This is a genomic window from Streptomyces nidicola, assembly GCF_050106155.1.
Classification (GTDB): domain Bacteria; phylum Actinomycetota; class Actinomycetes; order Streptomycetales; family Streptomycetaceae; genus Streptomyces.
Genome location: NZ_JBNBPI010000001.1, coordinates 4,375,323 through 4,400,758, shown reverse-complemented (window position 1 = coordinate 4,400,758; position 25,436 = coordinate 4,375,323). Strand labels below are relative to the sequence as shown.

Genomic DNA, 25,436 nt, shown 5'->3' with positions numbered 1-25,436 from the left:
GCGGCACCGTCGTTACGCCCTCGGGGCTTGATGGGTCGAGCCCGGGCGGGGGCCGGTATTTATAGCCCCGCCGGCGCTTGAGGCGCGGGGTCCGGGGCAGAGCCCCGTGACCGGGGGACGGACGACCGTGACCATTCGCGATACCGTCGACACGTCAACAGCACCACCCCGGAGGGGACTTCGTGGGGATCGAGAGTGATCAGATCGTCTTCGACTACCTGAGCAAGGTCGGAGACCTGGCCCAGTCGCGGCAACTGCCGTCGTCGACCCGCATGCGCCTCGTCGCGGACCTCCGCACCGAGATCGACCGCCGCCGCGCGGCCGGCGGCGCGGACAGCCCGGCCGCCGTCCGCAAACTGATCCACCGCATCGGCACGCCGGACCAGATCGTCGCCGGCGCGAAGGACGGCGACGGCACCTACGACTTCGGCCCCGCGGGCGACGAGCCCGAGCAGGGCAGGGGCACGCTCGGCCGGATCGTGCCGAAGGCCCGCGTCCGCCGCAAGGCCGTGCCGGACGAGCCGCCCGTGGACGCGGACGAAGGACCGACGCCCGTGCACCTCGCCGGCACCGACGAGCTGGGCACGCTGGAGGCCGCCGACTGGTGGCGCGCCGGGGGCGGCATACCGGGCACCGAGGTCGACGACGTGCCGGGATTCGTCGGCGGCATAGAGATACCGGACATACTCAAGCCGCCCGGCGCGGGCCGCGGCCCCGACCTCCGTAAACGCCCGATCCCCGAACCGGCCCGGGCCGAGGACGAGTACGCGTACGAGGACGACGAAGAAGACGAAGAGGACGACGACGGCGAGGAGTCCGGAACCGTCAGGTCCCGCCTCCGGTTCCGCCCCCGCCGCACGGCCGCCCGCGTCCCCCGCGCCTCCTTCGGCCGCTCCTTCAACCAGCCCTTCCTGCTGCTCGCCGCCCTCGCCCTGGTCGTCGGCGCCGTACTCGGCAACATCCTCGTGCTGCTGATCGGCTGGGCCGTCGTCTACCTGTCCCGGCAGCTGACCGTCGGGCAGAAGAAGTGGGCGGTGTTCGGCCTGCCGGGGCTCGCCGTGGTCACCGGCATCGTCTGGTTGTGGGGGCGTGGCGACGGGCGGTGGGGCGATCCGCTCCCCGGCGGCAGACTGAGCGGCGCGCTCGACGAGACGTGGCCGTGGGTGCTGCGGTGCGCGGCGTTCGCCACGGCGCTCTACCTGGTGTGGCGGGCACGCGCGCCCCGGCTCTAGCCCGGCCAGGAAGACTCACCGCGCCAGATCCGACTCCAGCTCCGAGAGGATCTGGCCGGCCGCCGTGTAGCCGACGCCCTCGGCCCACAGCCCGTCGTCGACGTTGTAGACCCGGCTGTCCCGCACCGCCCTGATGCCGCGCCATTGGCCGCTCGTGGTCGCCTCCGCGACCTTGGCCAGGCCCGGATTGCCGTACGTGGACGTGAAGATGGCGTCCGCGTCCGCCTTGCCGATCTGCTCGGGCCCCACGTCGTACGAGAGACCCCTGACCTGGTTCGTGATCGCGGGGCGGCCGAGGCCCACGTCGGACAGGATCGTGCCGGTGGGGGTCCGCCTGCCGTAGATGCGGATGTCGGAGCCCGCGACGAACCGGACGACGTTGACCTCGGTCCGCGCCGCCGCGCCCGCCCCGCCCACGGCCTTGGTGACGGCGGCGACGTGGGACTTGTACTCGGCCACCACCTGCCGGGCCCGCGCCTTCTCGCCGAGCGCGTCGGCGTGCACGAGGAAGTTCCGCTTCCACGCGTCGTCGGCGGCGCCGGTGAGGACGGTGGGGGCGATGGCGCCGAGCTGCTTGTAGCGCCCGGCGTCGTGGGCCTTGTCGCCGATGATCAGGTCGGGTTTCAGTCCGGCGATCTTCTTGAGGTCGGGGCTGTCGCGCTCGCCGACCTCGGCGATGCCCTTGGTCTTCGCCGCGGGCAGGTACGCGGGGAGGGCCTGATCGGTGCCGGCCCGGGTGGCTCCCACGGGCCGCACGCCGAGCGTGATCGCCGAGTCGAGCCCGGCGGTGTTGAGGACGACCACGCGCTCGGGGACGTTCTTGACCTTGACGTCGCCCATCGCGGTGCCGACCGTGTGGCTGCCGGAGGCCTTGGCGGCGGGCTTGGCGGCGCCCCCGTCGTCGTCCGAGCTGCAGGCGGACAGGGTGAGCGCGAGGGCGAGGGCGGCGCCGAGGGCGAGGCGGGTGTGGTTCATGGGCGCCCATGGTGCCCCTGGGACCGCCCGCGGGGAAGCCGTCCGCGTGGAGATCGGCTTCGGGGCGGCCGACACCGTGCAGGCAGAATGATCCCCATGGCTCCTCACACAGACCCCACGCCCACAGGACCCACCGTCGGCTTCGATCTCGACATGACGCTGATCGACTCCCGGCCCGGCATCCGCGCCACCTGGGTCGCGCTGGCCGAGGAGACCGGGATGCGGATCGACGCGGACCTGATCGTGTCGCGCCTGGGCCCGCCGCTGACCGACGAGTTGGCGCACTGGTGCCCGCCGGAGCGGATCCCGGCGATGGCCGACCGCTACCGTGAGATGTATCCCACATACGCGATCGAGCCGACGCTGCCGATGGCGGGCGTGCGCGAGACCATAGCCGCCGTGCACGCGGCGGGCGGCCGGGCGATCGTCGTCACCGCGAAGTACGAGCCGAACGCCAAACTGCACCTGGCGCACCTCGGCATCGACGCCGACGCCGTCATCGGCGACCTGTGGGCCGAGGGCAAGGGCCACGCGCTGCGCGAGCACGGCGCGAGCGTCTACGTCGGCGACCATGTCGGCGACGTACGCGGGGCACGCACCGCGGACGCCCTGTCCGTGGGCGTGACGACAGGACCGTGCGACGCCGCCGAACTGCGGGCGGCGGGCGCCGACGTGGTGCTGAAGGACCTGACCGAGTTCCCCGCCTGGCTGGAGGGTTACACCAAGGGCTAGGCAGCCGAGGTGACTACGTCGCCGAGCGTGCCTGACGGCGCTGCGCCGCGACGCCGCGGAGCACCCCGGCCGCGGCGACGATGAACCCGACGCCCATCAGCATGCACACCGCATAGGAAATGGGCGGGAACGGGTCGGTGTGGAGGAACAGCGGCGCCATCGTGACGAGGGTGGCGATCGCCCCCACGATGAAGACGATGCCGCCGGCTTTCACGAGGCCGTCGCCGGGGCCGGTCTCGGCCACCGCGGAATTGGCTTGGGTTTTGTCGCGCACCCAGCCAGGGTAGTTCCCAGCGCAGAGAGACAAACAGGGGCCAGGCACAGACCAGCACGGACCAGCGAGCGAACCCCCGGGCGACATCTTGTCACCGGCCCCGGGAGCAATAGTCTTGGTGACGGCGGGTCGGACCACGGCCCGCTGTCCTGCTATCCAGCCGCTTTATCCCAGCGTTTTCTTCTAGTACGAGGACGAGGACTTCACGTGCCTACCGGCAAGGTCAAGTGGTTCAACAGCGAGAAGGGCTTCGGCTTCCTCTCCCGCGACGACGGCGGCGACGTCTTCGTGCATTCCTCCGTACTTCCCGCAGGCGTGGACGCCCTCAAGCCCGGCCAGCGCGTCGAGTTCGGGGTGGTCGCAGGACAGCGCGGCGACCAGGCGCTCTCGGTCACCATCCTGGACCCGACACCCTCGATCGCGGCGGCGCAGCGCCGCAAGCCGGACGAACTGGCGTCGATCGTCCAGGACTTGACGACGCTGCTCGAGAACATCACGCCGATGCTGGAGCGCGGCCGGTACCCGGAGAAGACGGCGGGCAAGAAGATCGCCGGCCTGCTGCGGGCGGTGGCGGACCAGCTGGACGTCTGACCCGCTACCGCTACCGCTATCGCTACGGGAAGGACAGCGCGTCCGGCGCGAGTGCCGGGACCAGGCCTTCCGCGGCGGCCCGGGTCAGCAGACCGCGGATCGCCGCGTAGCCGTCCTCGCCGAGGTCGGCCGTGAACTCGTTGACGTACAGGCCGATGTGCTGGTCGGCGACGGACGGGTCCATCTCCTGCGCGTGCGCCATGACGTACGGGCGGCTGGCCTCGGGCTCGTCCCAGGCCATCCGCACCGACGTGCGCACGGCGTCCGCGTAGGCGCGCAGCTTCTCGGCGCCCAGCGAGCGGCGCGCGATGATCGCGCCGAGCGGGATCGGCAGGCCCGTCGTGGCCTCCCAGTGCTCGCCCATGTCGGCGAGCTTGTGCAGGCCGTAGTTCTGGTACGTGAAGCGGGCCTCGTGGATGACGAGCCCGGCGTCGATCTTGCCGTCGCGCACGGCGGGCATGATCTCGTGGAACGGCATGACGACGATCTCGCCGACCTTGCCGCCGGGGACCGTGTCGGCCGCCCACAGCCGGAACAGCAGGTACGCGGTCGAGGTCTCGCTCGGCACCGCGACGCGCTTGTCGGACAGGTCCACGCCCGGCTCACGGGTGAGGACCAGCGGGCCGCAACCGCGCCCGAGCGCGCCGCCGCACGGCAGCAGCGCGTAGTCGTCGAGGACGTACGGCAGGACCGCGTACGACACCTTGAGGAGGTCGTACGTGTCCTCGCGGCGCTCCGCGACGCCGTTGGTGATGTCGATGTCGGCGAAGGTCACGTCGAGGGCGGGGGCGCCGGGGACGCGGCCGTGGGCCCAGGCGTCAAAGACGAACGTGTCGTTCGGGCAGGGCGAGAAGGCGATGCGGGTGGGCTCGGCCCCCGCTGCGGTGTCGGTCATGTGTTCTTCCAACTCGTAAGGACGGGCGCGGTCTTCCCGAAGGCGGAGGCCAGCGCGGCGAGCGCGTCACCGATGCGCCAGGCGTCGCGGTCGCGGGGCCCTACGGCGTTGGAGACGGCGCGTATCTCGGCCACCGGCACGCCGTGCGCGGCGGCGGCCTCGGCGACCCCGAAGCCCTCCATCGCCTCGGCCACGGCGCCGGGGTGGCGCTGCGCGAGCAGCGCGGCGCGATCGGCGGTGCCGGTCACCGTGGAGACGGTGAGCACGGTGCCGACCGTGGCGGAGGCGGCCGACGCGAGGTCCCGTACGAGGGACTCAGGGGGCGTGTGGGTGACGGTGCCGAAACCGAGTTCGGTGACGGGTACGAAGCCCTCGGCGGTCTCGGCGCCCAGATCGGCGACGGTGATCGCGTCCGCGACCAGGACCGCGCCGGGGGCGGCCGTGAAGCCGCCGCCGATGCCGGCCGAGACGACCAGCGAGTACGGGCTGCCCGCCAGTTCGGCCTTCGTGAGCGCGGTCGCGGTGCCCGCGGCCGCGGCGGCGGGCCCGACGCCGACCGCTACGACGTCAAGCGTGGGGTGATCGTGCAGCGCGCCCGCCACCGCGTCCCGTTCGGCCGGGACGGCGGTGGCGATCAAGACACGCGCCGAGGTTGCGGTATTCGTCAGCTGTCCTTCTCGAGCTTGAACGACCACAGGCCGTACGCCTTGGAGTTGCCGCCCGACAGGATCGTGACGGTGGTCGCGGAACCGGAGGCGCCGTACTGCTGGTTGAAGAAGACGCTGCCCGGAACGGTGCGGTAGGTCTTCTTGCTGGAGTCCGTGAGCGGCTGGCCGTTCATCAGGAGCGTCCAGCCCTTGTCGGCGATCTCCGGGTCGACGCCGAAGCGGACCGTGGCGTCCGGGTCCACCTTGATGGACTTGGCGTCCTTGTCCTTCAGGCAGCCCTGCAGCGCGGTCGGCTTCAGCGGGTCGCCGTCGTTGTAGCAGCTGGCCTCGGAGTTCACCGAGTTGCGGTCCACCGTGACGGTGGCGAGCGGCGTCGGCTTGTCGCAGGCGGAGAGGACGAGGAGCCCGGCGCCGACGGCACCGACGGCGGCAACGGCGCGGCGGTGGCGCGCAACAAAACGCTGGGAGGTCATAGGCGGAAGGCTATCTGGCGCCGCCGCTCCCGCTCCGAGTGGGGGAGCGGGTGTCGCGTTTGCGCACTGAAGGCCCGCTCTACGCCACACGTGCCCCGGTCTACGCCACGCGTGCCCGGCTCGTGGGCCCCGCGTGGCGTGCCGACGACAGCAGCCCGCGCACCGTGGACAGCCAGCCCGCCGCCACGATCGCCGCCGCGACACTCAGCCCGAGCACCCCGTTCAGCGGCAGCGCGATCCCGATCGCGCCGCCCACCACCCACGCCATCTGCAACAAGGTCTCCGAGCGGGCGAACGCCGAGTTGCGCACCGCCTCCGGGACGTCCCGCTGGATCGTCGCGTCGAGGGACAGCTTGGCCAGCGCCTGCGCGAACCCGGCGACGGCGCCCAGACACGCCGTCATGAGCGCGCTGAAGAAGACGGCCGACAGGACGGCCACGCCGAGCACCACCACAAGCACCGTCACGATGATGACCTCCGGGGCCCGCGCCTTCAGCCATGCCCCGACCGCCGTACCCAGCGCGTTCCCCGCCCCCGCCGACACGCCCACGATCCCGAGCGAGACGGCCGCGCTCTGCCCGGGCAGCGGATGCTGGCGCAGCAGGAACGCGAGGAAGAAGATCAGGAAGCCGGACAGACAGCGCAGCGTGGCGTTCGCGGCGAGGGCGTGGGTGACGGCCGGGCCGACCGTCCGCAGGCCCGGCTTGCGCGCCCTGGTCCGCGCGGGCCCGTGCAGATGCTCCTCGTCCGCCGCGAGCAGCGCCTTGCTCTCGCCGCGCGCCGAGTCCACCTTGTGCGGCATCGAGTACGACAGGAAGATCCCGCACACGTACAGCACGAAGGCCCCGTACAGCGGCCAGCGCGGGCCGAGTGCCTGGAGCCCCGCCCCGACCGGCGCCGCCGCGCCCGTGGCGAGCAGCCCGCCGAGCGTGACCCGCGAGTTCGCCTTCACCAGGGAGAAGCGGGGTGGCAGGAGGCGCGGCACGACCGCCGAGCGCACCACCCCGTACGCCTTCGACGCGACGAGGACGCCGAGCGCCGCCGGATACAGCTGGAGCCCGCCCCCGGTCACGGCGCTCGCCAGGACCAGCGCGAGCAGCGCCCGCGCCAGCATCGACGCGGCCATCGCGGCGCGCCGGCCGTGCGGCAGCCGGTCGAGCAGCGGCCCGATGACGGGCGCGAGGAGCGTGAACGGCGCCATCGTGATCGCGAGGTACAGGGCGACCCGGCCGCGCGCCTCGTCCGTCGGCACGGAGAAGAACACCGTCGAGGCGAGGGCGACCGTGATCATGACGTCGCCCGCGCCGTTCAGCGCGTGCAGCTCGATGAGCTTTCCGAGCCCCGACTCGCCCGCGCCGTGCGCGTGCGTCGCCTTGCGGATGCCGCGTGCGGTGCCGGTGAAAGGGAGGTGCAGGGCGCGGCCGATTTTGCGAAGGGGGCGGGGCGCGTCCGACGCGCGCGACGACGAACCCGACGACGACTTGAACGACGACCTACCGGCAGCCACCCAGCAATGGTGCCCCTTGTTCGGCCTTCTAGTGCCGTTATGGACACGCTGGTCGGCTTTCCGGCCAGGTGCGCCTCGTACGTCGGTGTGGGCCCAGGGCGCCGGAGGAGGTAGCGTGCGTAGCGCGCCCGCGGCGGTTGTTCTCGGCCGCGCGCCTCTCGGCCATCCCGCAGAATGGATGGCGTAGGCGCGCCCGGTACGTCGGGTGCGGACGTCGACGCGGCCCTCCGGTCCGCTCCGTCCGCGCTCCCGCACACAGGACGGCGCACTCGTGAGACGGCGTAGGAGAGAAGCGATACCTGTGAGCGCAGCGACAACGCGAAGCCGCACCCCTGACCGTCTGTGCGCGGAGGCGGTGGACATCGCCCGGGCCGCGGCCGAGGAGGCCGCAGCACCCGGTGTGGTCGGCGAGCACGTCGAGACGGTGGTCGAGGGCGACCGCGTCGTCACGCACCTCTTCGAGTGCAAGGAATTCGGCTACCGGGGCTGGCGCTGGGCCGCCACCGTGGCCCGCGCCTCCCGAGCCAAGTACGTCACCCTCGACGAGGTCGTGCTGCTGCCGGGCCCCGACGCCCTCCTGGCCCCCGAGTGGGTGCCGTGGAGCGAGCGGCTGCGCCCCGGCGACCTCGGCCCCGGCGATCTGCTGCCGACCGAGTCCGACGATCTGCGCCTGGAGCCCGGTTACACCGGGGAGGACACGCCGCCGCCGAACTCTCCGGTCTCGGACGACATGGCGGAGCTCGTCGAGGCGGAGGACGTAGAGGTCACCGAGGGCCCGGTCGGCGCGCTGCCGGTCGCGCCCACCCGTGGCTCGATCGCCGCGGTCGCCGAGGAGCTGGGCCTGCGCCGCGCGCGGGTGCTCTCCCGGTACGGGCTGCACATCGCGGCCGACCGCTGGGAGGACTCCTTCGGGGCGAAGACCCCCATGGCGCAGGCGGCCCCCGCGACCTGTGTCTCCTGCGGCTTCCTGGCGAAGATCGGCGGCTCGCTCGGCCAGGCCTTCGGCGTCTGCGCCAACGAGTTCTCCCCGGCGGACGGCCGGGTGGTCTCCCTGTCGTACGGCTGCGGTGGCCACTCCGAGGCGGCCGTCATGCCGAAGGCCCCGCGGCCGGCACCTCCGGTGATCGACGAGACGGTGGTCGACACGTTCCCGCTCCGCGTGGAACCGGACGCGGGCTCGGTCGGAGCGGTCGCCTCCGGCGATGGGGACGACGACCTGGGGCACTCGTAGCTCAAGCCCCTGCGGCGTTTGAGCAGCGGGGTCCGGGGCGGAGCCCCGTGACGTCGACCCCGGTGCGGCGGCATGCGTACGGCAACACGGGGAACCCTGCGCGATACGGTTCGGCCGATCACGACCACGCCGCCCAGAGGAGTCACCCGTGAGCGTCAGCAGAATCGCGCGCCCCGCACCGGAGGGCGTCGACCCCTTCGACACCGCGCGCCTGCGCCACACCGTGCTCCAGGCGTGGTCCGGCAGCGCCGCCCGCTTCCGCGAGGACGCCAACGCCGAGGAGGACCTCGCGCTCGGCGGCTACCGCGACCGCCTCGTCGTCGAACTCGCGCAGAACGCCGCGGACGCCGCCGCACGGGCCGGCGTCGAGGGCCGCCTCGCACTCACCTTGAAGGACGGCGTGCTCGCCGCCGCCAACACCGGCGCGCCCCTGGACGCGGCGGGCGTCGAGTCGCTGTCCACGCTGCGGGCCTCCGCGAAGCGGGAGGACACGAGCGGCGCGGTGGGCCGGTTCGGCGTCGGCTTCGCGGCCGTGCTCGCCGTCTCCGACGAGCCCGCGGTGGTCGGCCGGAGCGGGGGTGTGCGCTGGTCCCTGACGGACGCGCGACTCGCCGCGTCGGACACGGCGCTGCGCAGCCCGGACCTCGGCGACGAGCTGCGGCGCCGGGACGGGCACGTGCCGCTGCTGAGGCTGCCGTTCGCGGCGGAGGGCTCCGCCCCTGAGCCGTACGACACGGTGGTCATCCTTCCGTTGCGGGACGGCGCGGCGGAGGCGCTGGCCGCGCGGTTGCTGGAGGGTGTGGACGACACGCTCCTCCTTGCGCTGCCGGGGTTGACGGAGGTCGTGATCACGACGGAGTCGGGTGTGCGGACCTTGCGTCGTTCGGAGGACGCGCCCTATGTCGTGATCACGGACACGGGCGTGACGCCTCGGGGCTCCGCCCCGGACCCCGCTGCTCAATCGCCGCAGGGGCTTAAATTGGCCCACCCGCCGGCGGGGCTTGAAAGGCCTGCTCAATCGCCGCAGGGGCTTGAAAACCGATACCGCACCGTCACCCGCACCGGCCCCCTCGACGCCGCCCTTCTCGCCGACCGGCCCGTGGAGGAGCGGTTGCGGCCGCACTGGGCCGTGACCTGGGCCGTGCCGGTCGACGCCGACGGGGCGCCGCAGAGGCCGCGCAGCGAACCCGTGCTGTACGCGCCCACCCCCAGCGACGAGGCCCTCGGCGTGCCCGCCCTGCTCATCGCCTCGTTCCCGCTGGACACGGCACGGCGGCACGTCGCCCCCGGCCCGCTCACCGACTTCCTCACCGAACGCGCCGCCGACGCGTACGCGGAACTGCTCGGCGGCTGGAGCCCCGTGGGCACCGGCATCCTCGACCTCGTGCCCGGCCCGCTCGGCCGGAGCGAGCTGGACGGGGCCCTGCGCGCCGCCGTCCTGGAGCGGCTGCCGCGCACCGCCTTCCTGCCCCCGGCGATCGAACCGGGGGACCCCGAGGACGACCGGCCGATCTCCCTCAAGCCCCGCGCCGCCGAGGTCGTCGAGGGCGCGGGCGCCGAAACAGTGCGGGTCCTCGCCGACGTGCTGCCCAGCCTGCTGCCCGCGGGCCTCGAACGGCGCGTGGAACTGCGGACGTTGGGCGTCGCACGCGTCCCGCTGACCGAGGCGATCGACCGGATGGCGGGGCTCGAGAAGGAGCCCGGCTGGTGGCGGCGGCTGTACGAGTCCCTCGCCGGCGTCGACCCGGACCGGCTCAGCGGGCTGCCCGTGCCGCTCGCCGGCGGCCGCACCACCATCGGCCCGCGCCAGGTGCTGCTCCCCACCGCGGAGGCCTCCACGGTCCCCGGTGAGGCGCTCGCCCGGCTCGGCCTCAAGGTCGCGCACGCCGACGCCGCCCACCCGCTCCTGGAGAAGCTGGGCGCCCTGCCCGCCACCCCGCGAGCCGTCCTGCGGACCCCGCAGGTGCGTGCCGCGGTCGCCGCGTCCCTCGACGACGACGCGTCCGCCTGGGACGACGAAACCACCCTGGACGCCGACGAGTTGGCCGACGTCGTCCTCACTCTCGTACGCGACGCGCACCTCGACGTGGGGGACGAACCGTGGCTCGGCGCCCTCGCCCTCACCGACGACGAGGGTGAACTCGCCCCTGCCGCCGAACTCCTGCTCCCCGGCAGCCCGATCGCCGAGGTGCTGCGCGAGGACGAACTGCCCTTCGTGGACGGGGAGTTGGCCGAGCGCTGGGGGCAGGGGCCGCTCGCGGCCTGCGGCGTCCTCGCGACCTTCGCGCTCGTCCGCGCCACCGACGTCGTCCTCGACCCCGACGAACTCGACCCGCGCGAGGGCGACTTCCCCGAGCCGGACGACGCCGGGCTCCTCGACGCCGTCGACGTGTGGTGCGAGGACGTCCTCGACCGGCTGCCCGACACCCCGGTCCCGCCGGTCGCCAACGAGGTGACCGCCGTACGCGATCTGGACCTGGTCGACGAGGACCGCTGGCCGCAGGCGCTCGCGCTGCTCTCGCGGCCGCCGCTGCGGGACGCCCTCACCCAGCCGGTCCGCGTGCTGCTGCCCGACGGCACGCACGAGCTGGTGCGTCCGTACACGGCCTGGTGGCTGCGCGGCAACCCGGTCCTCGGCGGGCGCCGACCGGCAGGCCTGCGCGCGGAGGGCGGGGACCCGCTGCTCGTCGGCCTGTACGAGCCCGCCGACGCGGCCGGGTTCGACGACGAGCAGGTGCTGCGCGCGCTCGGCGTCCGCACCTCCGTCGCCGCGCTGCTCGAAGAGCCCGGCGGCGCGGCGGAGCTCCTCGACCGCCTCGCCGACCCCGACCGCCCGGTCGGCTCCGCGCAACTCCACGCCATCTACGGCAAGTTGGCCGACCTCGACCCCGAACAGGTCACGCTTCCCGACGAGTTGCGGGCCGTGCGGGACGGGGAGGTCGTGATCGTCGACGCCCGTGACGCCCTCGTCGCCGACGCGCCCGACCTGATCCCGCTCACCGAGGGCCGCGCGCTCCTCCCGGTCACCCCGTCGAAGGCCGCGCACCTCGCGGAGCTGTTCCAGGTGCGGCGCCTGAGCGAGGCGGTGGGGGCCGGGGAGGTCGAGGGCGGCGATGTGCACGACGTGCCCGAACCCGTGCGCGTCCTCCTCGGACCCGGCACCCCCGCCTCGTACGTCGAGCACGAGGAGCTGTACGTCTCCGACGTCGAGGTCGACTGGTGCCGGGCGGCCGACGGCGTGGTGCACGCGGCGACCCTGGAGGGCGTCGCGGCAGGCCTCGCCTGGGCGGCGGGCCAGTGGCCCCGCCGTTTCGAGGTAGCGGCCCTCCTGGAGGACCCGTCCCGCACGGTGGAGCTGGCGCGCGACCGGTGGTTCGACTAGTTGCGCGGCCTATCAAGCCCCGCTCTTGGACGAGAGCCCGCGGGGTCCGGGGCAGAGCCCCGCGGCCGCAACACACTTATGCCGGAAACCTGCGCCCCACCCACCGCCACAAGAACTCCAACACGCCCGCCGCCACCCCCGCCACCCCGACGGCAGTCCACGGCATGGCTGCGCCCACCAACTTCAGCGCGAAGAACTCCTGGAGCCACGGCACCACCAGCACCAGCAGGAAGCCGAACGCCATCGCCGCGACAAGGCCCACCCGCCACCACGTGTACGGACGGGCGATGATCGCGAGCACCCACATCGAGATCAGGAAGAGCGTCAGCGTCGCCGAGCTGGTCTCCGCCGCGAGCGCGCCCGAACCCGCGTAGTGGTGCCGGGCGATCAGGTACATCGCGAACGTGGCGATCCCGGCGACGCCCCCGCCGGGAATCGCGTACCGCATCACCCGCCGCACGAAGTTCGGCCTGGCCCGCTCCTTGTTCGGCGCGAGGGCGAGGAAGAACGCGGGGACGCCGATCGTCAGGGTGGACAGGAGCGTCAAGTGCCTTGGCAGGAACGGGTATTCCACCTGGAAGCAGACCACGAGCAGCGCGAGGATCACCGAGTAGACCGTCTTGACCAGGAAGAGCGTCGCGACGCGCGTGATGTTGCCGATGACCCGGCGGCCCTCCGCGACCACCGAGGGCAGCGTCGCGAACGAGTTGTTCAGGAGGACGATCTGGGCGACGGCCCGGGTGGCCTCGGAGCCCGAGCCCATGGACACCCCGATGTCGGCGTCCTTCAGGGCCAGCACGTCGTTCACGCCGTCGCCCGTCATCGCGACCGTGTGCTCGTGCGCCTGGAGCGCGCCCACCATGTCCCGCTTCTGCTGCGGCGTCACCCGCCCGAACACCGTGCCGTCGTCGAGCGCGTCGGCCAGCTCCGCCGGATCCTCGGGCAGCGTCCGCGCGTCGACGGCCCGCCCCTCGAGACCCAGCTTCGCGGCGACCGCCCCCACCGACACCGCGTTGTCACCGGAGATGACCTTGGCCCGCACGTCCTGCTCGGCGAAGTAGCGCAACGTGTCCCCGGCGTCCGGGCGCAGCCGCTGTTCGAGGACGACGAGGGCGGTCGGTTCGGCGCTCGCCACGACGCCCGCGCCCTCCAGCCCCTCCGGCGCACGGGCGAGCAGCAGCACCCGCAGCCCCTGGAGGTTGAGCTCCTCGGTCGCCGCGAGCGCCGGGTCACCCTCCGGCAGCAGCACGTCCGGCGCCCCGAGCAGCCACGCGTTGCCCGTCCCGTTGCCCTCGCTGAAGGCGGCGCCGCTGTACTTGCGCGCGGAGGAAAACGGCAGCGCCTCGGTGCAGCGCCACTCCTCGCTGTCCGGGTAGGCGTCGATGATCGCCTGGAGGGAGGCGTTGGGCCGCGGATCGGACTCGCCGAGCGCGCCGAGCACCTTCCGCACGTACGCCTCGTACGCCTCGTCCCCGGCCCGGTCGCCGAGCAGCCGCAGCTCGGTGACGTCCATGCCGCCCTCGGTGAGCGTGCCCGTCTTGTCGAGGCAGACCGTGTCGACGCGGGCCAGGCCCTCGATCGCGGGCAGCTCCTGCACCAGGCACTGCTGGCGGCCGAGGCGGATCACCCCGATCGCGAACGCCACCGAAGTCAGCAGAACCAGGCCCTCCGGGACCATCGGCACGATGCCGCCGACGGTGCGCGCGATCGAGTCCTTGAGGTCGTTGTCCTTGACCACGAGCTGGCTGATGATCAGGCCGAGCGCGGTCGGGATCATCATCCACTGGACGTACTTGAGGATCGTGGAGATGCCGCTGCGCAGCTCGGAGTGGACGAGCGTGAACCGGCTCGCCTCCTCGGCCAGCTGCGCCGCGTACGCCTCGCGCCCGACCTTCGTCGCGGTGAACGCGCCGCCGCCCGCGACCACGAAGGAGCCCGACATGACCTCGTCGCCGGGCTGCTTGAGGACCGGGTCGGCCTCACCGGTCAGGAGCGACTCGTCGATCTCCAGTCCGTCGGCCTCCGCGCAGCTCCCGTCCACGACGATCTTGTCGCCGGGCCCGATCTCGATGAGGTCCCCGAGCACGATCTCGGAGGTGGGGACGGCGACGGCGACCCCCTCGCGCCGCACCGTCGGCCGCGCCTCGCCGATCACGGCGAGCGAGTCCAGGGTCTGCTTCGCCCGCCACTCCTGGATGATCCCGATGCCGGTGTTGGCCAGGATCACGAAGCCGAAGAGGCTGTCCTGGATCGGCGCGACGCAGAGCATGATCACCCAGAGCACGCCGATGATCGCGTTGAACCGGGTGAAGACGTTGGCGCGCACGATCTCCGTCACGGACCGCGAGCTGCGCACGGGTACGTCGTTCACCTCACCGCGTGCGACGCGCTCGGCGACCTCGGCCCGGGTGAGACCGGAGGCCCGTGACGGCGTCGGCGCCGGGTGGCCCGGATCGAGTTCGGCTCCCGCGTCGATATCCGTCATGAAAACGACGGTACGGGCGATTTCGGGGGTCTACCCCTCGGGTGTGGAAGCCTCACGGTCCGTGACCGCCGCGGCGGCGGCCCGCTTGAGCGCGGCATCGCGCCCCCGGACGTACCAGATCCCGATCAGGCCGAGACCCGCGCCGGCCAGGCAGCACCACACCCACCACGTGATCCCGCGGTCCTCGAACCACCCGTAGAACGGCAGCTGTACGAGGAAGAGGACGAACCAGAGGATCGTGCCACCCGTGATGGTGGCGACCACGGGCCCCTCGAGGGGTTCGGGTGCCTCATGCTTCGGGATCCACTTCGCCATGTGCACAGCTTACGAGGACCCACCGACAACCCGGTACAAGCCCCTCACCGCAAGGGTCTACGCGCGGAGATAGCAAATTCGGCCTCATATGTTCATACTGAAACAGCCTGAGACTGGCCACTTATGTTCGTATGAAACACCAGCGGAAACGTCGGGGTAACCCGCAGGTGACCACACGACCACCAGACTCGATCACGCACCCCGCCCGCATTTCACTGCTGAATACCGCTGAGGTCATCCATGTCCACTTCGGCCACCACCCCGGTCGATGTCAACGACTCGCCGCCGCCGGCCCCGAAGAACGGCTTCGACCGCTACTTCAAGATCACGGAGCGCGGCTCGACCGTCCCGCGTGAGATCCGTGGCGGCCTCGCCACGTTCTTCGCGATGGCCTACATCATCGTGCTGAACCCGATCATCCTCGGCGGCGCGAAGGACATGTACGGGCACCAGCTGGACAACGGCCAGCTGGTCACGGCGACCGCGCTGACCGCCGCGTTCACCACGCTGCTCATGGGCGTCATCGGCAACGTGCCGATCGCGCTCGCGGCGGGCCTCGGTGTGAACACGGTCGTCGCCCTGCAGCTCGCGCCCCGCATGTCCTGGCCGGACGCGATGGGCATGGTCGTCCTCGCGGGCTTCGTCGTGATGCTGCTCGTCGCCACCGGGCTGCGCGAGCGGGTCATGAACGCCGTGCCGTACGGCCTGCGCAAGGGCATCGCGATCGGCATCGGCCTGTTCATCCTGCTGGTCGGCCTCGTCGACTCCGGCTTCGTGACGCGCATGCCGGACGCCGCGCAGACCACGGTGCCGCTCACGCTCGGCACCGGCGGTCACCTGCTCGGCTGGCCGGTCCTGGTGTTCGTGCTCGGTGTGCTGCTGACCCTGGCGCTGATCCTGCGCAAGGTGTCCGGCGCGATCCTGATCTCGATCGTCGTGATGACGGTCGTCGCGCTGATCATCAACGCCGTCGCGGACATCGACCCCGCCTCGTGGGGCCTGACCGTGCCCGAGTGGCCCGGCAACCCGGTCTCCAGCCCGGACTTCTCGCTCATCGGCAAGGTCAGCCTGTTCGGCGGCTTCGAGAAGGTCGGCATCATGACCGGCATCCTCTTCGTCTTCACCGTGCTGCTCTCGTGCTTCTTCGACGCGATGGGCACGATCATGGGCGTCAGCGAGGAGGCGCACCTGACCGACGAGCAGGGCCAGATGCCCGGCATGAACAAGGTCCTGTTCATCGACGGTGTCGCCGTCGCCGCCGGTGGCGCCTCTTCGTCCTCGGCCACCACCTGCTTCGTGGAGTCCACGGCCGGCGTCGGCGAGGGCGCCCGTACGGGCCTCGCCAACGTGGTCACCGGCCTGCTGTTCGCGGTCGCGCTGTTCCTCACGCCGGTCGTCACGATGGTCCCGTCCCAGGCGGCCACCCCCGCGCTCGTCGCGGTCGGCTTCCTGATCCTGGCCGGTGGCATCCGTGAGATCGACTGGGACGACTGGACGATCGCCATCCCCGCGTTCATCACGATGCTGATGATGCCGTTCACGTACTCGATCACGAACGGCATCGGCATGGGCTTCATCAGCTTCACCGTGCTGCGCGTGGTCGCGGGCCGCGCCAAGGAGGTGCCGGCCGCGATGTACGCCGTCTCCGCCGTGTTCGTCTTCTACTACCTGATGCCGGCACTCGGCCTTACGTAGTGCGCCCCTACGTAGTTCGATCTACGTAGTCACGTCTCCGTAGAACCGCTCCGTCTCCTCGACGGCAGTCTTGAAGCGTTCGTCGAAGTCGTCCCGAATGAGCGTCCGGACCACATAGTCCTGGACGCTCATTCCTCTTTTCGCGGCATGCACCTTGAGCCGGTCGAGCAGCTCACCGTCGATCCGCAGACTGAGCACTGTCGATCCCATACGGACAGGGTTGCGGGCACCCCTGACCTGTTGCGTCACTTTCCGCGTCCGGCTCACTCATATGGGTGATGAAACTTTTCTGCAGCCCCGGCGCGGGCGCGCGCGTGGTCGGGATCACTGACCCGTCGCGCCCCCCTGGTAGTCGTTAGACACAGTAATGAGTTACGCTAACGAACATGCCAGACCTCTCCCATGGCGACGACGCAGCCGCCGTGAACTCCCTGCGTTCCGCAGTGATGCGCCTGTCGCGTCGACTCAAGCACCAGCGGGTCGACGAATCGCTGAGTCCCACCGAGATGTCGGTGCTCGGCACGCTCGCCGGATGCGGCTCCGCGACGCCGGGTGAGCTGGCCCGCAAGGAGCATGTGCAGCCGCCGTCGATGACCAGAATCGTCGCGCTCCTCGAGGCCAAGGGACTGGTCCGGCTCGAGCCTCACCCCGAGGACCGCCGGCAGAAGGTCGTCACCTCCACCGAGCGGGCCGAGACCATGCTCGCGGAGAGCCGCCGCAAGCGGAACGCCTGGCTGGCGAACCTCGCCGAGGGGCTCGACGAGGACGACTGGGCCAAGCTGCGCGAGGCCGCACCCGTCCTGGAGAAGCTCGCACACCTCTGAGCACGACAGGCACGACCGAGTACGAGACCTGGCACGACGACCGAGTACGACAGCACGACCGAGCCGACGACGACGCAGGACGACCGCCGAGGAGGCGAACCCACTTTGAGTACGGGATCCGGAGCAGACTCCGCCCCCGCACCAGCCGCCCACGACCCGAACGCCCGCCCACGTAAGCCCTCGATGTTCGCCAGCCTGAAGGTACGCAACTACCGGCTGTTCGCGTCCGGGGCAGTCGTCTCCAACACCGGCACCTGGATGGCCCGCATCACCCAGGACTGGCTGGTGCTCTCCCTCACGGGATCCTCCGCCGCCGTCGGCGTCACGACGGCCATGCAGTTCCTCCCGATGCTGCTCTTCGGCCTGTACGGCGGTGTGATCGCCGACCGGTTCGCCAAGCGGAACCTGCTGTTCTGCACACAGGGCGCGATGAGCCTGTCCGGCCTCTTCCTCGCGGCGCTCACCCTCACGGGCAACGTCGAGGTGTGGCACGTCTACCTCGCGGCCTTCTTCACGGGTCTCGTCACGGTCGTCGACAACCCGACCCGGCAGTCGTTCGTGTCCGAGATGGTCGGCCCCGACCAGGTCCGCAACGCGGTCTCCCTGAACTCCGCCAACTTCCAGTCCGCCCGCCTCATCGGCCCGGCCGTCGCCTCCGCGCTGACCGCCGCCGTCGGCCCGGGCTGGGCGTTCCTCGCCAACGGCCTGTCCTTCCTCGCCCCGCTCACCGGCCTCATGCTCATGCGCACGCACGAGCTGCACGAGACCAAGCGGGCGCCGCGCGGCAAGGGCCAGCTGAAGGAGGGGCTGCGCTATGTGTCCCAGCACCCCGAACTGATCTGGCCGATCGTGCTCGTCGGGTTCGTCGGCACCTTCGGCTTCAACTTCCCGATCTGGCTGAGCGCGTACGCGGACGACGTGTTCCACGGCGGGGTCGGCCAGTACGGCCTGTTCAACACGCTCATGGCGATCGGCTCGCTGGCCGGCGCGCTGCTCGCCGCCCGGCGCCGCTCGACCCGGCTGCGGGTCCTGGTCGGCGCGGCGATCGGCTTCGGTGTCCTGGAGGTCGCGGCGGCGTGGGCGCCGGGCGTCTGGGCGTTCGCCCCGCTGATCGTGCTGCTCGGCATCCTCGGCCTGACGGTGAACGTGACCGCCAACTCCACGGTCCAGATGGGCACGGACCCCGAGATGCGCGGCCGCGTCATGTCCCTGTTCATGATGGTCTTCACCGGCGGTACGCCGCTGGGCGGCCCGCTCTTCGGCTGGCTCGCCGACCAGTACGGGGTGCGGGTGAGCTTCGCGCTCGCCGGGGTGATCTGCGCGGCGGCGGCGGTCGGCGTCGGCCTGATGCTTGCCCGCGCGGCGAACCTCCGCTTGAAGGTGGACCTCCGCCGCGGCGAACGCCATGTGCAGTTCGTGCCGCGTGAACTGGCGGCGGCGGCGTGAGCCTCTCCGGTATGCCAACGGGCATGGGGCTCGAAAGGTGAGGCTCTTCACCGCTGTGCTGCCGCCGGCCGACGCGCTCGCCGAACTGGGCGACGCCGTCGGCACGTTGCCGCCCGCGGAGGACGGCATCCGCTGGACCGAGCGGTGCGGCTGGCACATCACGCTCGCGTTCTACGGCGACGTACCGGAGGACACCCTGCCCGAGCTGTCCCGCCGCCTCGCCCGCGCGGCACCCCGCACGGAGCCGTTCACGCTGGCCCTCGGAGGCGGCGGGCACTTCGGTGGCCGCGCCCTGTGGACGGGCGTGAGCGGCGACGTGGGGGCGCTGCGCAGGGTCGCCGAGCGCGCGGAGGCGGCCGGCCGTAGGTCGGGTCTCGAAATGGAGGACCGGCGCTACCGCCCGCACCTCACGCTGGCGCGCAGCCGCGAGACCCGGGACCTCGGCGCGTACGTGTCCGCCCTCGACGGCTTCGTGGGCACGCCCTGGACCGCGACGGAGCTGACGCTCGTACGCAGCCTGCTGCCGAGGTCGGGGGTGCCGGGGGAGCGGCCGCGCTACGAGAAGGTCGCCGGATGGCGGTTCGGGGACACGCGTTAGTCTCGTTGACGTGGACCCGAAGACCCGTAACCGGATCATGGCCGGTGTGCTCGTGCTGATGTTCGTCGTCGTGGCTGTCGCGGCGGCCGTCGGCCAGTAGTCGACCGACGGCCGCCGCGTACCGGCGTTGCCGATTACCAGGCGAAGGCCTCGGGGGACGGGCCCGGACCCGGGAAGATCTCGTCCAGGCCGGACACGACCTCCTCGCTCAGCTCCAGCTCGACCGCGCGCAGCGCCGAGTCCAGCTGCTCCTGCGTGCGCGGGCCGACGATCGGGCCCGTGATGCCGGGCCGGGTGAGCAGCCAGGCCAGCGCCGCCTCACCGGGCTCGATCCCGTGCTTGTCCAGCAGATCCTCGTACCGCTGGACCTGCTCGCGCACCTTCGTGTTCTCCAGCGCGGAGGCGGAGCGGCCCTGGGACCTGCGCTTGCCCTCGCTCTCCTTCTTGAGCACGCCGCCGAGCAGCCCGCCATGCAGCGGGGACCACGGGATGACGCCCAGGCCGTAGTCCTGCGCGGCCGGGATGACCTCCATCTCGGCGCGGCGCTCGGCGAGGTTGTAGAGGCACTGCTCGCTGACGAGGCCCACGCGGCCGTGCGCCTTCGCCAGCTCATTGGCCTGGGCGATCTTGTAGCCGGGGAAGTTGGAGGACCCGGCGTACAGGATCTTGCCCTGCTGGATCAGCACGTCGATCGCCTGCCAGATCTCCTCGAAGGGAGTGCGGCGGTCGATGTGGTGGAACTGGTAGATGTCGATGTAGTCGGTCTGGAGCCGCTTCAGGGAGGCGTCCACGGCGCGCCGGATGTTCACCGCGCTGAGGTGGTCGTGATTGGGCCAGACCGGACCGTCGCCGCCCATGTTCCCGAACACCTTGGTGGCGAGCACGGTCTTGTCGCGCCGCCCGCCGCCCTTGGCGAACCAGGTGCCGATGATCTCCTCGGTACGGCCCTTGTTCTCGCCCCAGCCGTACACGTTGGCGGTGTCGAAGTAGTTGATGCCGCTCGCCTGCGCCGCGTCCATGATGGCGTGGCTGGCGGCCTCGTCGGTCTGCGGACCGAAGTTCATGGTGCCGAGGACGAGTCGGCTGACCTTGAGTCCCGTGCGTCCGAGCTGTGTGTACTTCATGAGTGCTAAGCCAAGGACGTGGAGTGCGCTCTAGGCAAGCGGGTTCGGGGCTTCGGGTAGATCAGTCGCGGGGGAATTCGGTGGTGTCGAGGGTGAGGCCGACGGCGGTGTCGGTCATGCCGACGTCGGTGCCGAAGGCGACGGTCAGCTCGGACACGTACTCGCCGCCCTTGGGCTGGGTGTAGAGGTGGCACTTGCCCTGGTAGGGGTCGGCGACCAGGTAGACGGGGACTTCTGCGGTGGCGTAGGCGGTCTTCTTGGGGCCGTAGTCGTTCTGCGCGGTGCCCTTGGAGATGACTTCGGCGACGGACACCACGTCCTGCCAGAGCCACAGCCCCTTGGCGTTCTTCTCGGCGGTCTCGGACACCAGGGTGACGTCGGTGGCGAAGCCGTTGAGATTGCCCGGGTAGTCGATACGGACGTCGGACTTCACGCGCTTGCGCGGGTACTTCGTGCGCAATTGCTCGACGATGTCCAGGATGATCTCCCAGTGTGTGTCCCGCTGCGGCGACATGTAGACGATCCCCTCGACGATCTCTGCCTTGTAGCCCTCGGGGATGGTCATCTGGTCGAACATCTCGTCCAAGATCTGCTCGTTCACCGTCGCCATGTCGATGTCGATCCTGTCGATTGCCTCGGCGGTCATCGCGGCGCTCCTCCCCGGCCACTCGACGGATGCGGGCAGCCGCGCGGTACAACGATACGCAGAGTGACCCGGTCACAGCAGGCCGCGTAACTGCGAAAACGCTCGAACGTGCGCCCTAACGGACCTCTTGGAGCCGCCGGTAAGGACCGCCGATCCCCCACGCCTGATGAAGCGCGTCCGCGAAGGCCGCCGCCAGTTTGTGTTCGCCGGAGGCGTTCGGGTGGGTGCCGTCGTACGTGTCGTGGTGGATGTCGTACGACTCGGGGACGGAGGCCAGGAGCAGAGGGGAGCGGGGTTCGTCGAGGTCCGCGACCGCCTTCGCCAGCAGGGTGTTGAAGTGGGCGACCTCCGCGGCGAAGGGGGCGTCCGTCTCGGCCCGGACGTTCGGGATCACGGGGAGCAGGACCATGCGGACGGCCGGGTTCGCGCGGCGGGCCTCGGCGACGAAGCGGCGCAGGTTCGCCGCCGTCTGCTCGGCGTCGGTGTAGAAGCCGAGGTCTATCAGGCCGAGGGAGACGAGGAGGACGTCCGCGCCGGCGTCGGTCACCGCCTGGGCGATCGCGGGCGCCATGTGCTGCCAGCCCTCGCCCCAGCCGGCGAGATGGTGCTGCGGGAAGTTCGGCTCCGCGTACGCGTGGCCGTCGCCGTACAGGGCGGTGCGGGGGCCGACCAGCGTGTGCGGCACCGAATGGGCGCGAAGATGCTGCCAGAAGCGCAGGCGCCAGGTGTGCTCCCCGGCGCTCCCAATGGTCATCGAGTCACCGACCGGCATGAACCTGAGCATCCGCTCATCATCGTCGATCACGCCGGGTGCGTGCGTGTGAGCCCCAACACGCCTGGCAAGCTGGGGGCATGCGTGCGTATCTGGGGGCGGCCGGGGTCGCCGCAGTCCTCCTTCTCGGCGCGGCTTCCGGTCCCGCGGTCGCCGACTCCCGTTCCGTCGGCTCCGACGGGTTCACGATCCAGGACCCGCGGATCACCGAGTCCAGCGGGCTTGCCGCCTCGCGCGCCCACCCGGGCATCTACTGGACGCACAACGACAGCGACGACGGCGCGTTCCTGTTCGCGATCGACGGCCGGACAGGGAAGACCGTCGCCACGATCACGATGAGCGGCGTCGGCTCCCCGCGCGACGTCGAGGCGATCTCGATCGGCCCCGACGGGAACATCTACGTGGGCGACATCGGCGACAACCTCGGCGGCAAGTGGGACCACGTGTGGATCTACAAGCTGCCCGAGCCGAAGAAGCTCACCGACCAGACGGTGCGGGCCACCCAGTACGACGTGAAATACGCCGACGGCCCGCGTAACGCCGAGGCGATGATGGTGCATCCGAAGACCGGGCGCGTCTACATCGTGGAGAAGGGCGAGGACGGCGGCGGCCTCTACGAGGGCCCGGCCACGCTGAACCCCTCCGCCACCAACACCTTCAGCCGCGTCGCCGACATCGACCTGTGGGCGACGGACGGCGCGTTCTCGCCCGACGGCGAACAGCTCGCCGTACGCGGCTACTTCGGCGGCATCTCCTACAAGTGGAACGACGGGAAGCCCGAGCGGCAGGGCCGGTTGAGCGTGCCGATGCAGCCGCAGGGCGAGTCGGTGACGTACACGCCGGACGGAAAGACCCTGCTGTACGGGAGCGAGGGGCAGGGCAGCAAGGTGGAGCCCGTGGAGGTCGAAGGGGCGGGCGACTCGGGAGACGGCTCGAACTCGTCCTCCGACCAGGGCGGTTCGGGCAGCGATGACGGGGGCAGCGCCATCACCGGCAAGGCCGGCGCGGTCGGTGCCGTCGTCGTCATCATCCTGCTGTTCGGGATCGGAAGGCTGTTCCGCCGCCCCAAGAACCGCTGAACTACTCGCCTAGTAGGCGCACTTCGTAGTGCAGCGTCCGGTCCCGCCGCACCTTGTGGCTGAGCGGCACCGTGACGCCTTGCAGGATCGGGTGCTTGTGGCGGATGAGCGAGGCCGCGTGCCGGGCCTCCTCGCTGCCGCGGTCGAGGAGGCGGACCCGTCCCTTGACGGGCGGTCCCGTGGGCGCGCCGCGCACCGTGGACGGCGCGAGCTCCACCTCCGGGTTGTTGCGCATCCGCTTGACCTTCCAGGCCTTGCCGTAGGTCCGGAAGTACGCGTGGTCGCCCTCGACCGCGAGATTCACGGGAGTGCCGACACCGGTGCCGTCCCTCTTGTGGCTGGTGAGCAGGACGGCGTACTGCTTGACGAACGGGGCGAGCGCGGGGCTCGGATCGGGCTTGTCAGTCGTCATACGTCCATGAATGCACCGCTGCGGTGTTCTGTCACCCGTCGCCGGTCACGGCTTGCCGCGTGCCGCGACGAGGACGTCGAGCCCGTCCAGGATCCGCTGGAGTCCGAACTCGAAGTGGTCGAAACCGGGGGCGAACGTGTCCTCGGACAGGGACGCCATCACCGGGTAGCGGCCACTGTTCATCGCGGCCTCCAGGGTGGGGCTCTGCGCCTCCCAGAACGCGGCGTCCGTCATGCCCGACGTCGTCTCCGCCTCCTGCTCGTAGATGCGGGTGCGCGCGACCCCTGACACGTATCCGTCGACCATGACCAGGACGGACAGCAGCTCCGGATCGGTGAGGCCCATGGGCTTGATGCGGGCCATCGTGGCGACGGCCTCCCGCCAGCTCCCGTCGCCGAGCGCGGCCGCGTCCTCGTGCGGGGTCTGCACCTGGTCCAGCATCAGGTCGAGCAACTCGGCCTTGCCCGGCACGTACCGGTAAAGCGACATGGTGCCGGTGCCCAGGTCGGTGGCGAGCCGGCGCATCGATACGGCGCCGATCCCCTCGGCGTCCGCGACCTCGACGGCGGCCTCGACGATCCGGTCGAGCGCTTTTCGGCACGCCGGTCGGGGCGGGGGGTTCCTGGGTGGAGCAGCACGCGGTGCTGATGGCTGTGGTGTGGCCGGTGGCGCTCACGGCGACGTTCCTGCCGCTTGCCGTGCGGCGCTTCCATCGCTTGAGCCGTTGACCGGCACCGGGGTTGCGGCCACGGGGCTCTGCCCCGGACCCCGCGAGTCTCGTCCCAGAGCGGGGCTTAAATTGCTCAACCGGCACCGGGAGTGAATTGCTTGATCGGTCGCCGGGAGCGGATGGCGCAAATCGGCGGCGGGGCTTGGTATTTCAAGCCCCGCCGCCGATTGAGGCGCGGGGGCCGGGGCGGAGCCCCGGGGCCGTAACGCCGGATGGGCTAGAGCTGGCCGATGACGTAGTCGATGCAGGCGGTGAGGGCCTGGACGTCCGCCGGGTCGATCGCCGGGAACATCGCGACGCGCAGTTGGTTACGGCCCAGCTTCCGGTACGGCTCGGTGTCGACGACCCCGTTGGCGCGGAGCACCTTGGCCACAGCGGCGGCGTCGATGCCCTCGTCGAAGTCGATCGTGCCGATGACCTGCGACCGCTTCGCCGCGTCCGTGACGAACGGCGTCGCGTACTTCGACTCCTCGGCCCACGAGTACAGGCGCGATGACGAGTCCTTCGTCCGGGCCGTGGACCAGTCGAGACCACCCTGGCCGTTGATCCAGTCCAGCTGCTCGGCGAGCAGGAAGAGCGTGGAGAGCGCAGGCGTGTTGTACGTCTGGTTCTTGCGGGAGTTGTCGATCGCCGTCGGGAGGGAGAAGAACTCCGGGACGTGGCGGCCGGACGCGTGGACGCGCTCTGCGCGCTCGATCGCGGCCGGGGAGAAGATGCCGATCCACAGGCCGCCGTCGGAGGCGAAGGACTTCTGCGGGGCGAAGTAGTAGACATCCGTCTCGGCGATGTCGACCGGGAGGCCGCCGGCGCCGGAGGTGGCGTCCACGAGGACGAGGGAACCGGAATCCGCTCCGGCCACGCGCTTGATCGGCGCCGCGACGCCGGTCGAGGTCTCGTTGTGGGTCAGGCCGTAGACGTCGACACCGGCCTCGGCGACCGGCTCCGGGTGCGTACCCGGGTCGGAGGAGATCACGGTCGGCTCGGCCAGCCAGGGGGCGAGCTTCGAGGCCTTGGCGAACTTGGAGGAGAACTCGCCGAAGTTCAGGTGCTGCGACTTGTTCTCGATCAGGCCGTGCGTCGCCACGTCCCAGAACGCGGTGGAGCCGCCGTTGCCGAGGATCACCTCGTAGCCCTCGGGCAGCGAGAAGAGGTCCTTGACGCCGTCGCGCACGCGACCGACGAGGTTCTTCACGGGGGCCTGACGGTGGGAAGTACCCATCAGGGACGTACCGGTGGCGGCCAGGGCGTCCAACGCCTCCGTACGCACCTTGGAGGGGCCAGCGCCGAAACGTCCGTCGGCGGGCTTGATGTCAGCGGGAATCTGGATCTCAGCCACGAAATGGAGGGTAG

24 protein-coding genes and 2 pseudogenes are annotated in these 25,436 nt (G+C 71.2%); 11 read left to right on the top strand and 15 right to left on the bottom strand.

Annotation, left to right across the window (positions count from 1 at the left end):
• Window positions 1-182 precede the first annotated feature (182 nt).
• On the top strand, window positions 183-1,232 hold the full coding sequence (locus ACOKM3_RS20020) for a hypothetical protein (RefSeq protein WP_426902278.1): 1,050 nt from the start codon (window positions 183-185) through the stop codon (window positions 1,230-1,232).
• Between the two features lie 15 nt (window positions 1,233-1,247).
• Here ACOKM3_RS20020 and ACOKM3_RS20015 read toward each other — a convergent pair whose 3' ends face one another.
• A complete protein-coding gene (locus tag ACOKM3_RS20015; protein WP_426902276.1) occupies window positions 1,248-2,207 on the bottom strand; it encodes an ABC transporter substrate-binding protein in 960 nt (319 codons plus the stop codon).
• A gap of 96 nt (window positions 2,208-2,303) precedes the next feature.
• Between ACOKM3_RS20015 and ACOKM3_RS20010 the strand changes: the two genes are divergently transcribed.
• Window positions 2,304-2,939 (top strand): HAD family hydrolase, encoded by a 636-nt coding sequence (locus tag ACOKM3_RS20010; RefSeq protein WP_426902274.1) that lies wholly within the window; start codon window positions 2,304-2,306, stop codon window positions 2,937-2,939.
• Window positions 2,940-2,952: 13 nt separating this feature from the next.
• Here ACOKM3_RS20010 and ACOKM3_RS20005 read toward each other — a convergent pair whose 3' ends face one another.
• Entirely contained in the window at window positions 2,953-3,213 is a 261-nt protein-coding gene (locus ACOKM3_RS20005; protein WP_351343289.1) for a hypothetical protein, read from the bottom strand.
• A 207-nt stretch (window positions 3,214-3,420) separates the two neighbouring features.
• Between ACOKM3_RS20005 and ACOKM3_RS20000 the strand changes: the two genes are divergently transcribed.
• Window positions 3,421-3,804: a cold-shock protein gene (locus tag ACOKM3_RS20000; protein WP_385769608.1), complete on the top strand. Its 384-nt coding sequence runs from the start codon at window positions 3,421-3,423 to the stop codon at window positions 3,802-3,804.
• Between the two features lie 22 nt (window positions 3,805-3,826).
• Here ACOKM3_RS20000 and ACOKM3_RS19995 read toward each other — a convergent pair whose 3' ends face one another.
• From ACOKM3_RS19995 to ACOKM3_RS19980, 4 genes are all read right to left on the bottom strand, one after another.
• Window positions 3,827-4,699, bottom strand: coding sequence for a 1,4-dihydroxy-6-naphthoate synthase (locus ACOKM3_RS19995; RefSeq protein WP_426902272.1), 873 nt, complete (start codon window positions 4,697-4,699; stop codon window positions 3,827-3,829).
• Complete coding sequence (locus ACOKM3_RS19990; RefSeq protein ID WP_426902270.1) at window positions 4,696-5,394, bottom strand: futalosine hydrolase; 699 nt, start codon at window positions 5,392-5,394, stop codon at window positions 4,696-4,698. The genes ACOKM3_RS19995 and ACOKM3_RS19990 overlap by 4 nt, the downstream gene beginning before the upstream one ends.
• The gene (locus tag ACOKM3_RS19985; RefSeq protein WP_426902268.1) at window positions 5,364-5,840 is read right to left on the bottom strand and encodes a DUF2771 domain-containing protein; all 477 of its coding nucleotides are present in this window, start codon (window positions 5,838-5,840) and stop codon (window positions 5,364-5,366) included. The genes ACOKM3_RS19990 and ACOKM3_RS19985 overlap by 31 nt, the downstream gene beginning before the upstream one ends.
• Window positions 5,841-5,940: 100 nt before the next feature.
• Complete coding sequence (locus ACOKM3_RS19980) at window positions 5,941-7,347, bottom strand: MFS transporter (protein WP_426902266.1); 1,407 nt, start codon at window positions 7,345-7,347, stop codon at window positions 5,941-5,943.
• Window positions 7,348-7,648: 301 nt separating this feature from the next.
• On the opposite strand from ACOKM3_RS19980, the gene ACOKM3_RS19975 reads away from it, so the two are divergent.
• Both ACOKM3_RS19975 and ACOKM3_RS19970 read left to right on the top strand, forming a co-directional pair.
• Window positions 7,649-8,578, top strand: coding sequence for a DUF3027 domain-containing protein (locus ACOKM3_RS19975; protein WP_426902264.1), 930 nt, complete (start codon window positions 7,649-7,651; stop codon window positions 8,576-8,578).
• 148 nt (window positions 8,579-8,726) lie between these two features.
• Window positions 8,727-11,960, top strand: a complete 3,234-nt coding sequence (locus ACOKM3_RS19970) for a sacsin N-terminal ATP-binding-like domain-containing protein (RefSeq protein ID WP_426902262.1) — start codon at window positions 8,727-8,729, stop codon at window positions 11,958-11,960.
• A 76-nt stretch (window positions 11,961-12,036) separates the two neighbouring features.
• On the opposite strand, the gene ACOKM3_RS19965 is transcribed toward ACOKM3_RS19970, so the two are convergent.
• Entirely contained in the window at window positions 12,037-14,445 is a 2,409-nt protein-coding gene (locus ACOKM3_RS19965) for an HAD-IC family P-type ATPase (RefSeq protein ID WP_426902260.1), read from the bottom strand.
• Window positions 14,446-14,475: 30 nt separating this feature from the next.
• Window positions 14,476-14,760 carry a DUF2530 domain-containing protein gene (locus tag ACOKM3_RS19960; protein WP_426902258.1) on the bottom strand — a complete coding sequence of 95 codons (285 nt, stop codon included), beginning with the start codon at window positions 14,758-14,760 and terminating at the stop codon, window positions 14,476-14,478.
• Between the two features lie 240 nt (window positions 14,761-15,000).
• Here ACOKM3_RS19960 and ACOKM3_RS19955 point away from each other — a divergent pair, with 240 nt between their 5' ends.
• Complete coding sequence (locus ACOKM3_RS19955; RefSeq protein WP_426902256.1) at window positions 15,001-16,455, top strand: NCS2 family permease; 1,455 nt, start codon at window positions 15,001-15,003, stop codon at window positions 16,453-16,455.
• Window positions 16,456-16,476: 21 nt separating this feature from the next.
• Here ACOKM3_RS19955 and ACOKM3_RS19950 read toward each other — a convergent pair whose 3' ends face one another.
• The gene (locus tag ACOKM3_RS19950; RefSeq protein WP_266712647.1) at window positions 16,477-16,665 is read right to left on the bottom strand and encodes a ribbon-helix-helix protein, CopG family; all 189 of its coding nucleotides are present in this window, start codon (window positions 16,663-16,665) and stop codon (window positions 16,477-16,479) included.
• 176 nt (window positions 16,666-16,841) lie between these two features.
• On the opposite strand from ACOKM3_RS19950, the gene ACOKM3_RS19945 reads away from it, so the two are divergent.
• The 3 genes from ACOKM3_RS19945 to thpR all read left to right on the top strand — a co-directional run bounded on the left by ACOKM3_RS19945 (window position 16,842) and on the right by thpR (window position 19,323).
• Window positions 16,842-17,279 (top strand): MarR family winged helix-turn-helix transcriptional regulator, encoded by a 438-nt coding sequence (locus tag ACOKM3_RS19945; RefSeq protein ID WP_426902254.1) that lies wholly within the window; start codon window positions 16,842-16,844, stop codon window positions 17,277-17,279.
• 105 nt (window positions 17,280-17,384) lie between these two features.
• Window positions 17,385-18,725: an MFS transporter gene (locus tag ACOKM3_RS19940; RefSeq protein WP_426902252.1), complete on the top strand. Its 1,341-nt coding sequence runs from the start codon at window positions 17,385-17,387 to the stop codon at window positions 18,723-18,725.
• A 37-nt stretch (window positions 18,726-18,762) separates the two neighbouring features.
• Window positions 18,763-19,323 (top strand): RNA 2',3'-cyclic phosphodiesterase, encoded by a 561-nt coding sequence (gene thpR, locus ACOKM3_RS19935; protein ID WP_426902250.1) that lies wholly within the window; start codon window positions 18,763-18,765, stop codon window positions 19,321-19,323.
• Between the two features lie 134 nt (window positions 19,324-19,457).
• On the opposite strand, the gene ACOKM3_RS19930 is transcribed toward thpR, so the two are convergent.
• From ACOKM3_RS19930 to ACOKM3_RS19920, 3 genes are all read right to left on the bottom strand, one after another.
• A complete protein-coding gene (locus tag ACOKM3_RS19930; RefSeq protein WP_426902248.1) occupies window positions 19,458-20,447 on the bottom strand; it encodes an aldo/keto reductase in 990 nt (329 codons plus the stop codon).
• A 61-nt stretch (window positions 20,448-20,508) separates the two neighbouring features.
• Complete coding sequence (locus tag ACOKM3_RS19925; protein WP_426902246.1) at window positions 20,509-21,093, bottom strand: Uma2 family endonuclease; 585 nt, start codon at window positions 21,091-21,093, stop codon at window positions 20,509-20,511.
• A 115-nt stretch (window positions 21,094-21,208) separates the two neighbouring features.
• A complete protein-coding gene (locus ACOKM3_RS19920) occupies window positions 21,209-21,877 on the bottom strand; it encodes an SGNH/GDSL hydrolase family protein (RefSeq protein ID WP_426906844.1) in 669 nt (222 codons plus the stop codon).
• Between the two features lie 68 nt (window positions 21,878-21,945).
• Between ACOKM3_RS19920 and ACOKM3_RS19915 the strand changes: the two genes are divergently transcribed.
• Window positions 21,946-22,944, top strand: coding sequence for a WD40 repeat domain-containing protein (locus ACOKM3_RS19915; RefSeq protein ID WP_426902244.1), 999 nt, complete (start codon window positions 21,946-21,948; stop codon window positions 22,942-22,944).
• A 1-nt stretch (window position 22,945) separates the two neighbouring features.
• Here ACOKM3_RS19915 and ACOKM3_RS19910 read toward each other — a convergent pair whose 3' ends face one another.
• Entirely contained in the window at window positions 22,946-23,356 is a 411-nt protein-coding gene (locus tag ACOKM3_RS19910; protein ID WP_426902242.1) for a PPOX class F420-dependent oxidoreductase, read from the bottom strand.
• 45 nt (window positions 23,357-23,401) lie between these two features.
• Window positions 23,402-23,980: pseudogene (locus ACOKM3_RS19905) on the bottom strand (TetR/AcrR family transcriptional regulator); the annotation flags it as partial.
• Here ACOKM3_RS19905 and ACOKM3_RS19900 point away from each other — a divergent pair.
• Window positions 23,941-24,084, top strand: a pseudogene (locus ACOKM3_RS19900) (ABC transporter permease); the annotation flags it as partial. The pseudogenes ACOKM3_RS19905 and ACOKM3_RS19900 sit on opposite strands and share 40 nt — an antisense overlap.
• 219 nt (window positions 24,085-24,303) lie before the next feature.
• On the opposite strand, the gene serC reads toward ACOKM3_RS19900, so the two are convergent.
• The gene (serC, locus tag ACOKM3_RS19895) at window positions 24,304-25,422 is read right to left on the bottom strand and encodes a phosphoserine transaminase (RefSeq protein WP_426902240.1); all 1,119 of its coding nucleotides are present in this window, start codon (window positions 25,420-25,422) and stop codon (window positions 24,304-24,306) included.
• Window positions 25,423-25,436: the final 14 nt, after the last annotated feature.

What these genes read in the sequence shown, in the direction of transcription:
- ACOKM3_RS20015 (WP_426902276.1), bottom strand. Translation starts at nt 2,207, where the DNA reads ATGAACCACACCCGCCTCGCCCTCGGCGCCGCCCTCGCCCTCGCGCTC.
- ACOKM3_RS20010 (WP_426902274.1), top strand. Translation starts at nt 2,304, where the DNA reads ATGGCTCCTCACACAGACCCCACGCCCACAGGACCCACCGTCGGCTTC.
- ACOKM3_RS19995 (WP_426902272.1), bottom strand. Translation starts at nt 4,699, where the DNA reads ATGACCGACACCGCAGCGGGGGCCGAGCCCACCCGCATCGCCTTCTCG.
- ACOKM3_RS19985 (WP_426902268.1), bottom strand. Translation starts at nt 5,840, where the DNA reads ATGACCTCCCAGCGTTTTGTTGCGCGCCACCGCCGCGCCGTTGCCGCC.
- ACOKM3_RS19965 (WP_426902260.1), bottom strand. Translation starts at nt 14,445, where the DNA reads ATGACGGATATCGACGCGGGAGCCGAACTCGATCCGGGCCACCCGGCG.
- ACOKM3_RS19960 (WP_426902258.1), bottom strand. Translation starts at nt 14,760, where the DNA reads ATGGCGAAGTGGATCCCGAAGCATGAGGCACCCGAACCCCTCGAGGGG.
- ACOKM3_RS19955 (WP_426902256.1), top strand. Translation starts at nt 15,001, where the DNA reads ATGTCCACTTCGGCCACCACCCCGGTCGATGTCAACGACTCGCCGCCG.
- ACOKM3_RS19950 (WP_266712647.1), bottom strand. Translation starts at nt 16,665, where the DNA reads ATGGGATCGACAGTGCTCAGTCTGCGGATCGACGGTGAGCTGCTCGAC.
- ACOKM3_RS19945 (WP_426902254.1), top strand. Translation starts at nt 16,842, where the DNA reads ATGCCAGACCTCTCCCATGGCGACGACGCAGCCGCCGTGAACTCCCTG.
- ACOKM3_RS19930 (WP_426902248.1), bottom strand. Translation starts at nt 20,447, where the DNA reads ATGAAGTACACACAGCTCGGACGCACGGGACTCAAGGTCAGCCGACTC.
- ACOKM3_RS19925 (WP_426902246.1), bottom strand. Translation starts at nt 21,093, where the DNA reads ATGACCGCCGAGGCAATCGACAGGATCGACATCGACATGGCGACGGTG.
- ACOKM3_RS19920 (WP_426906844.1), bottom strand. Translation starts at nt 21,877, where the DNA reads ATGCTCAGGTTCATGCCGGTCGGTGACTCGATGACCATTGGGAGCGCC.
- ACOKM3_RS19915 (WP_426902244.1), top strand. Translation starts at nt 21,946, where the DNA reads ATGCGTGCGTATCTGGGGGCGGCCGGGGTCGCCGCAGTCCTCCTTCTC.
- ACOKM3_RS19910 (WP_426902242.1), bottom strand. Translation starts at nt 23,356, where the DNA reads ATGACGACTGACAAGCCCGATCCGAGCCCCGCGCTCGCCCCGTTCGTC.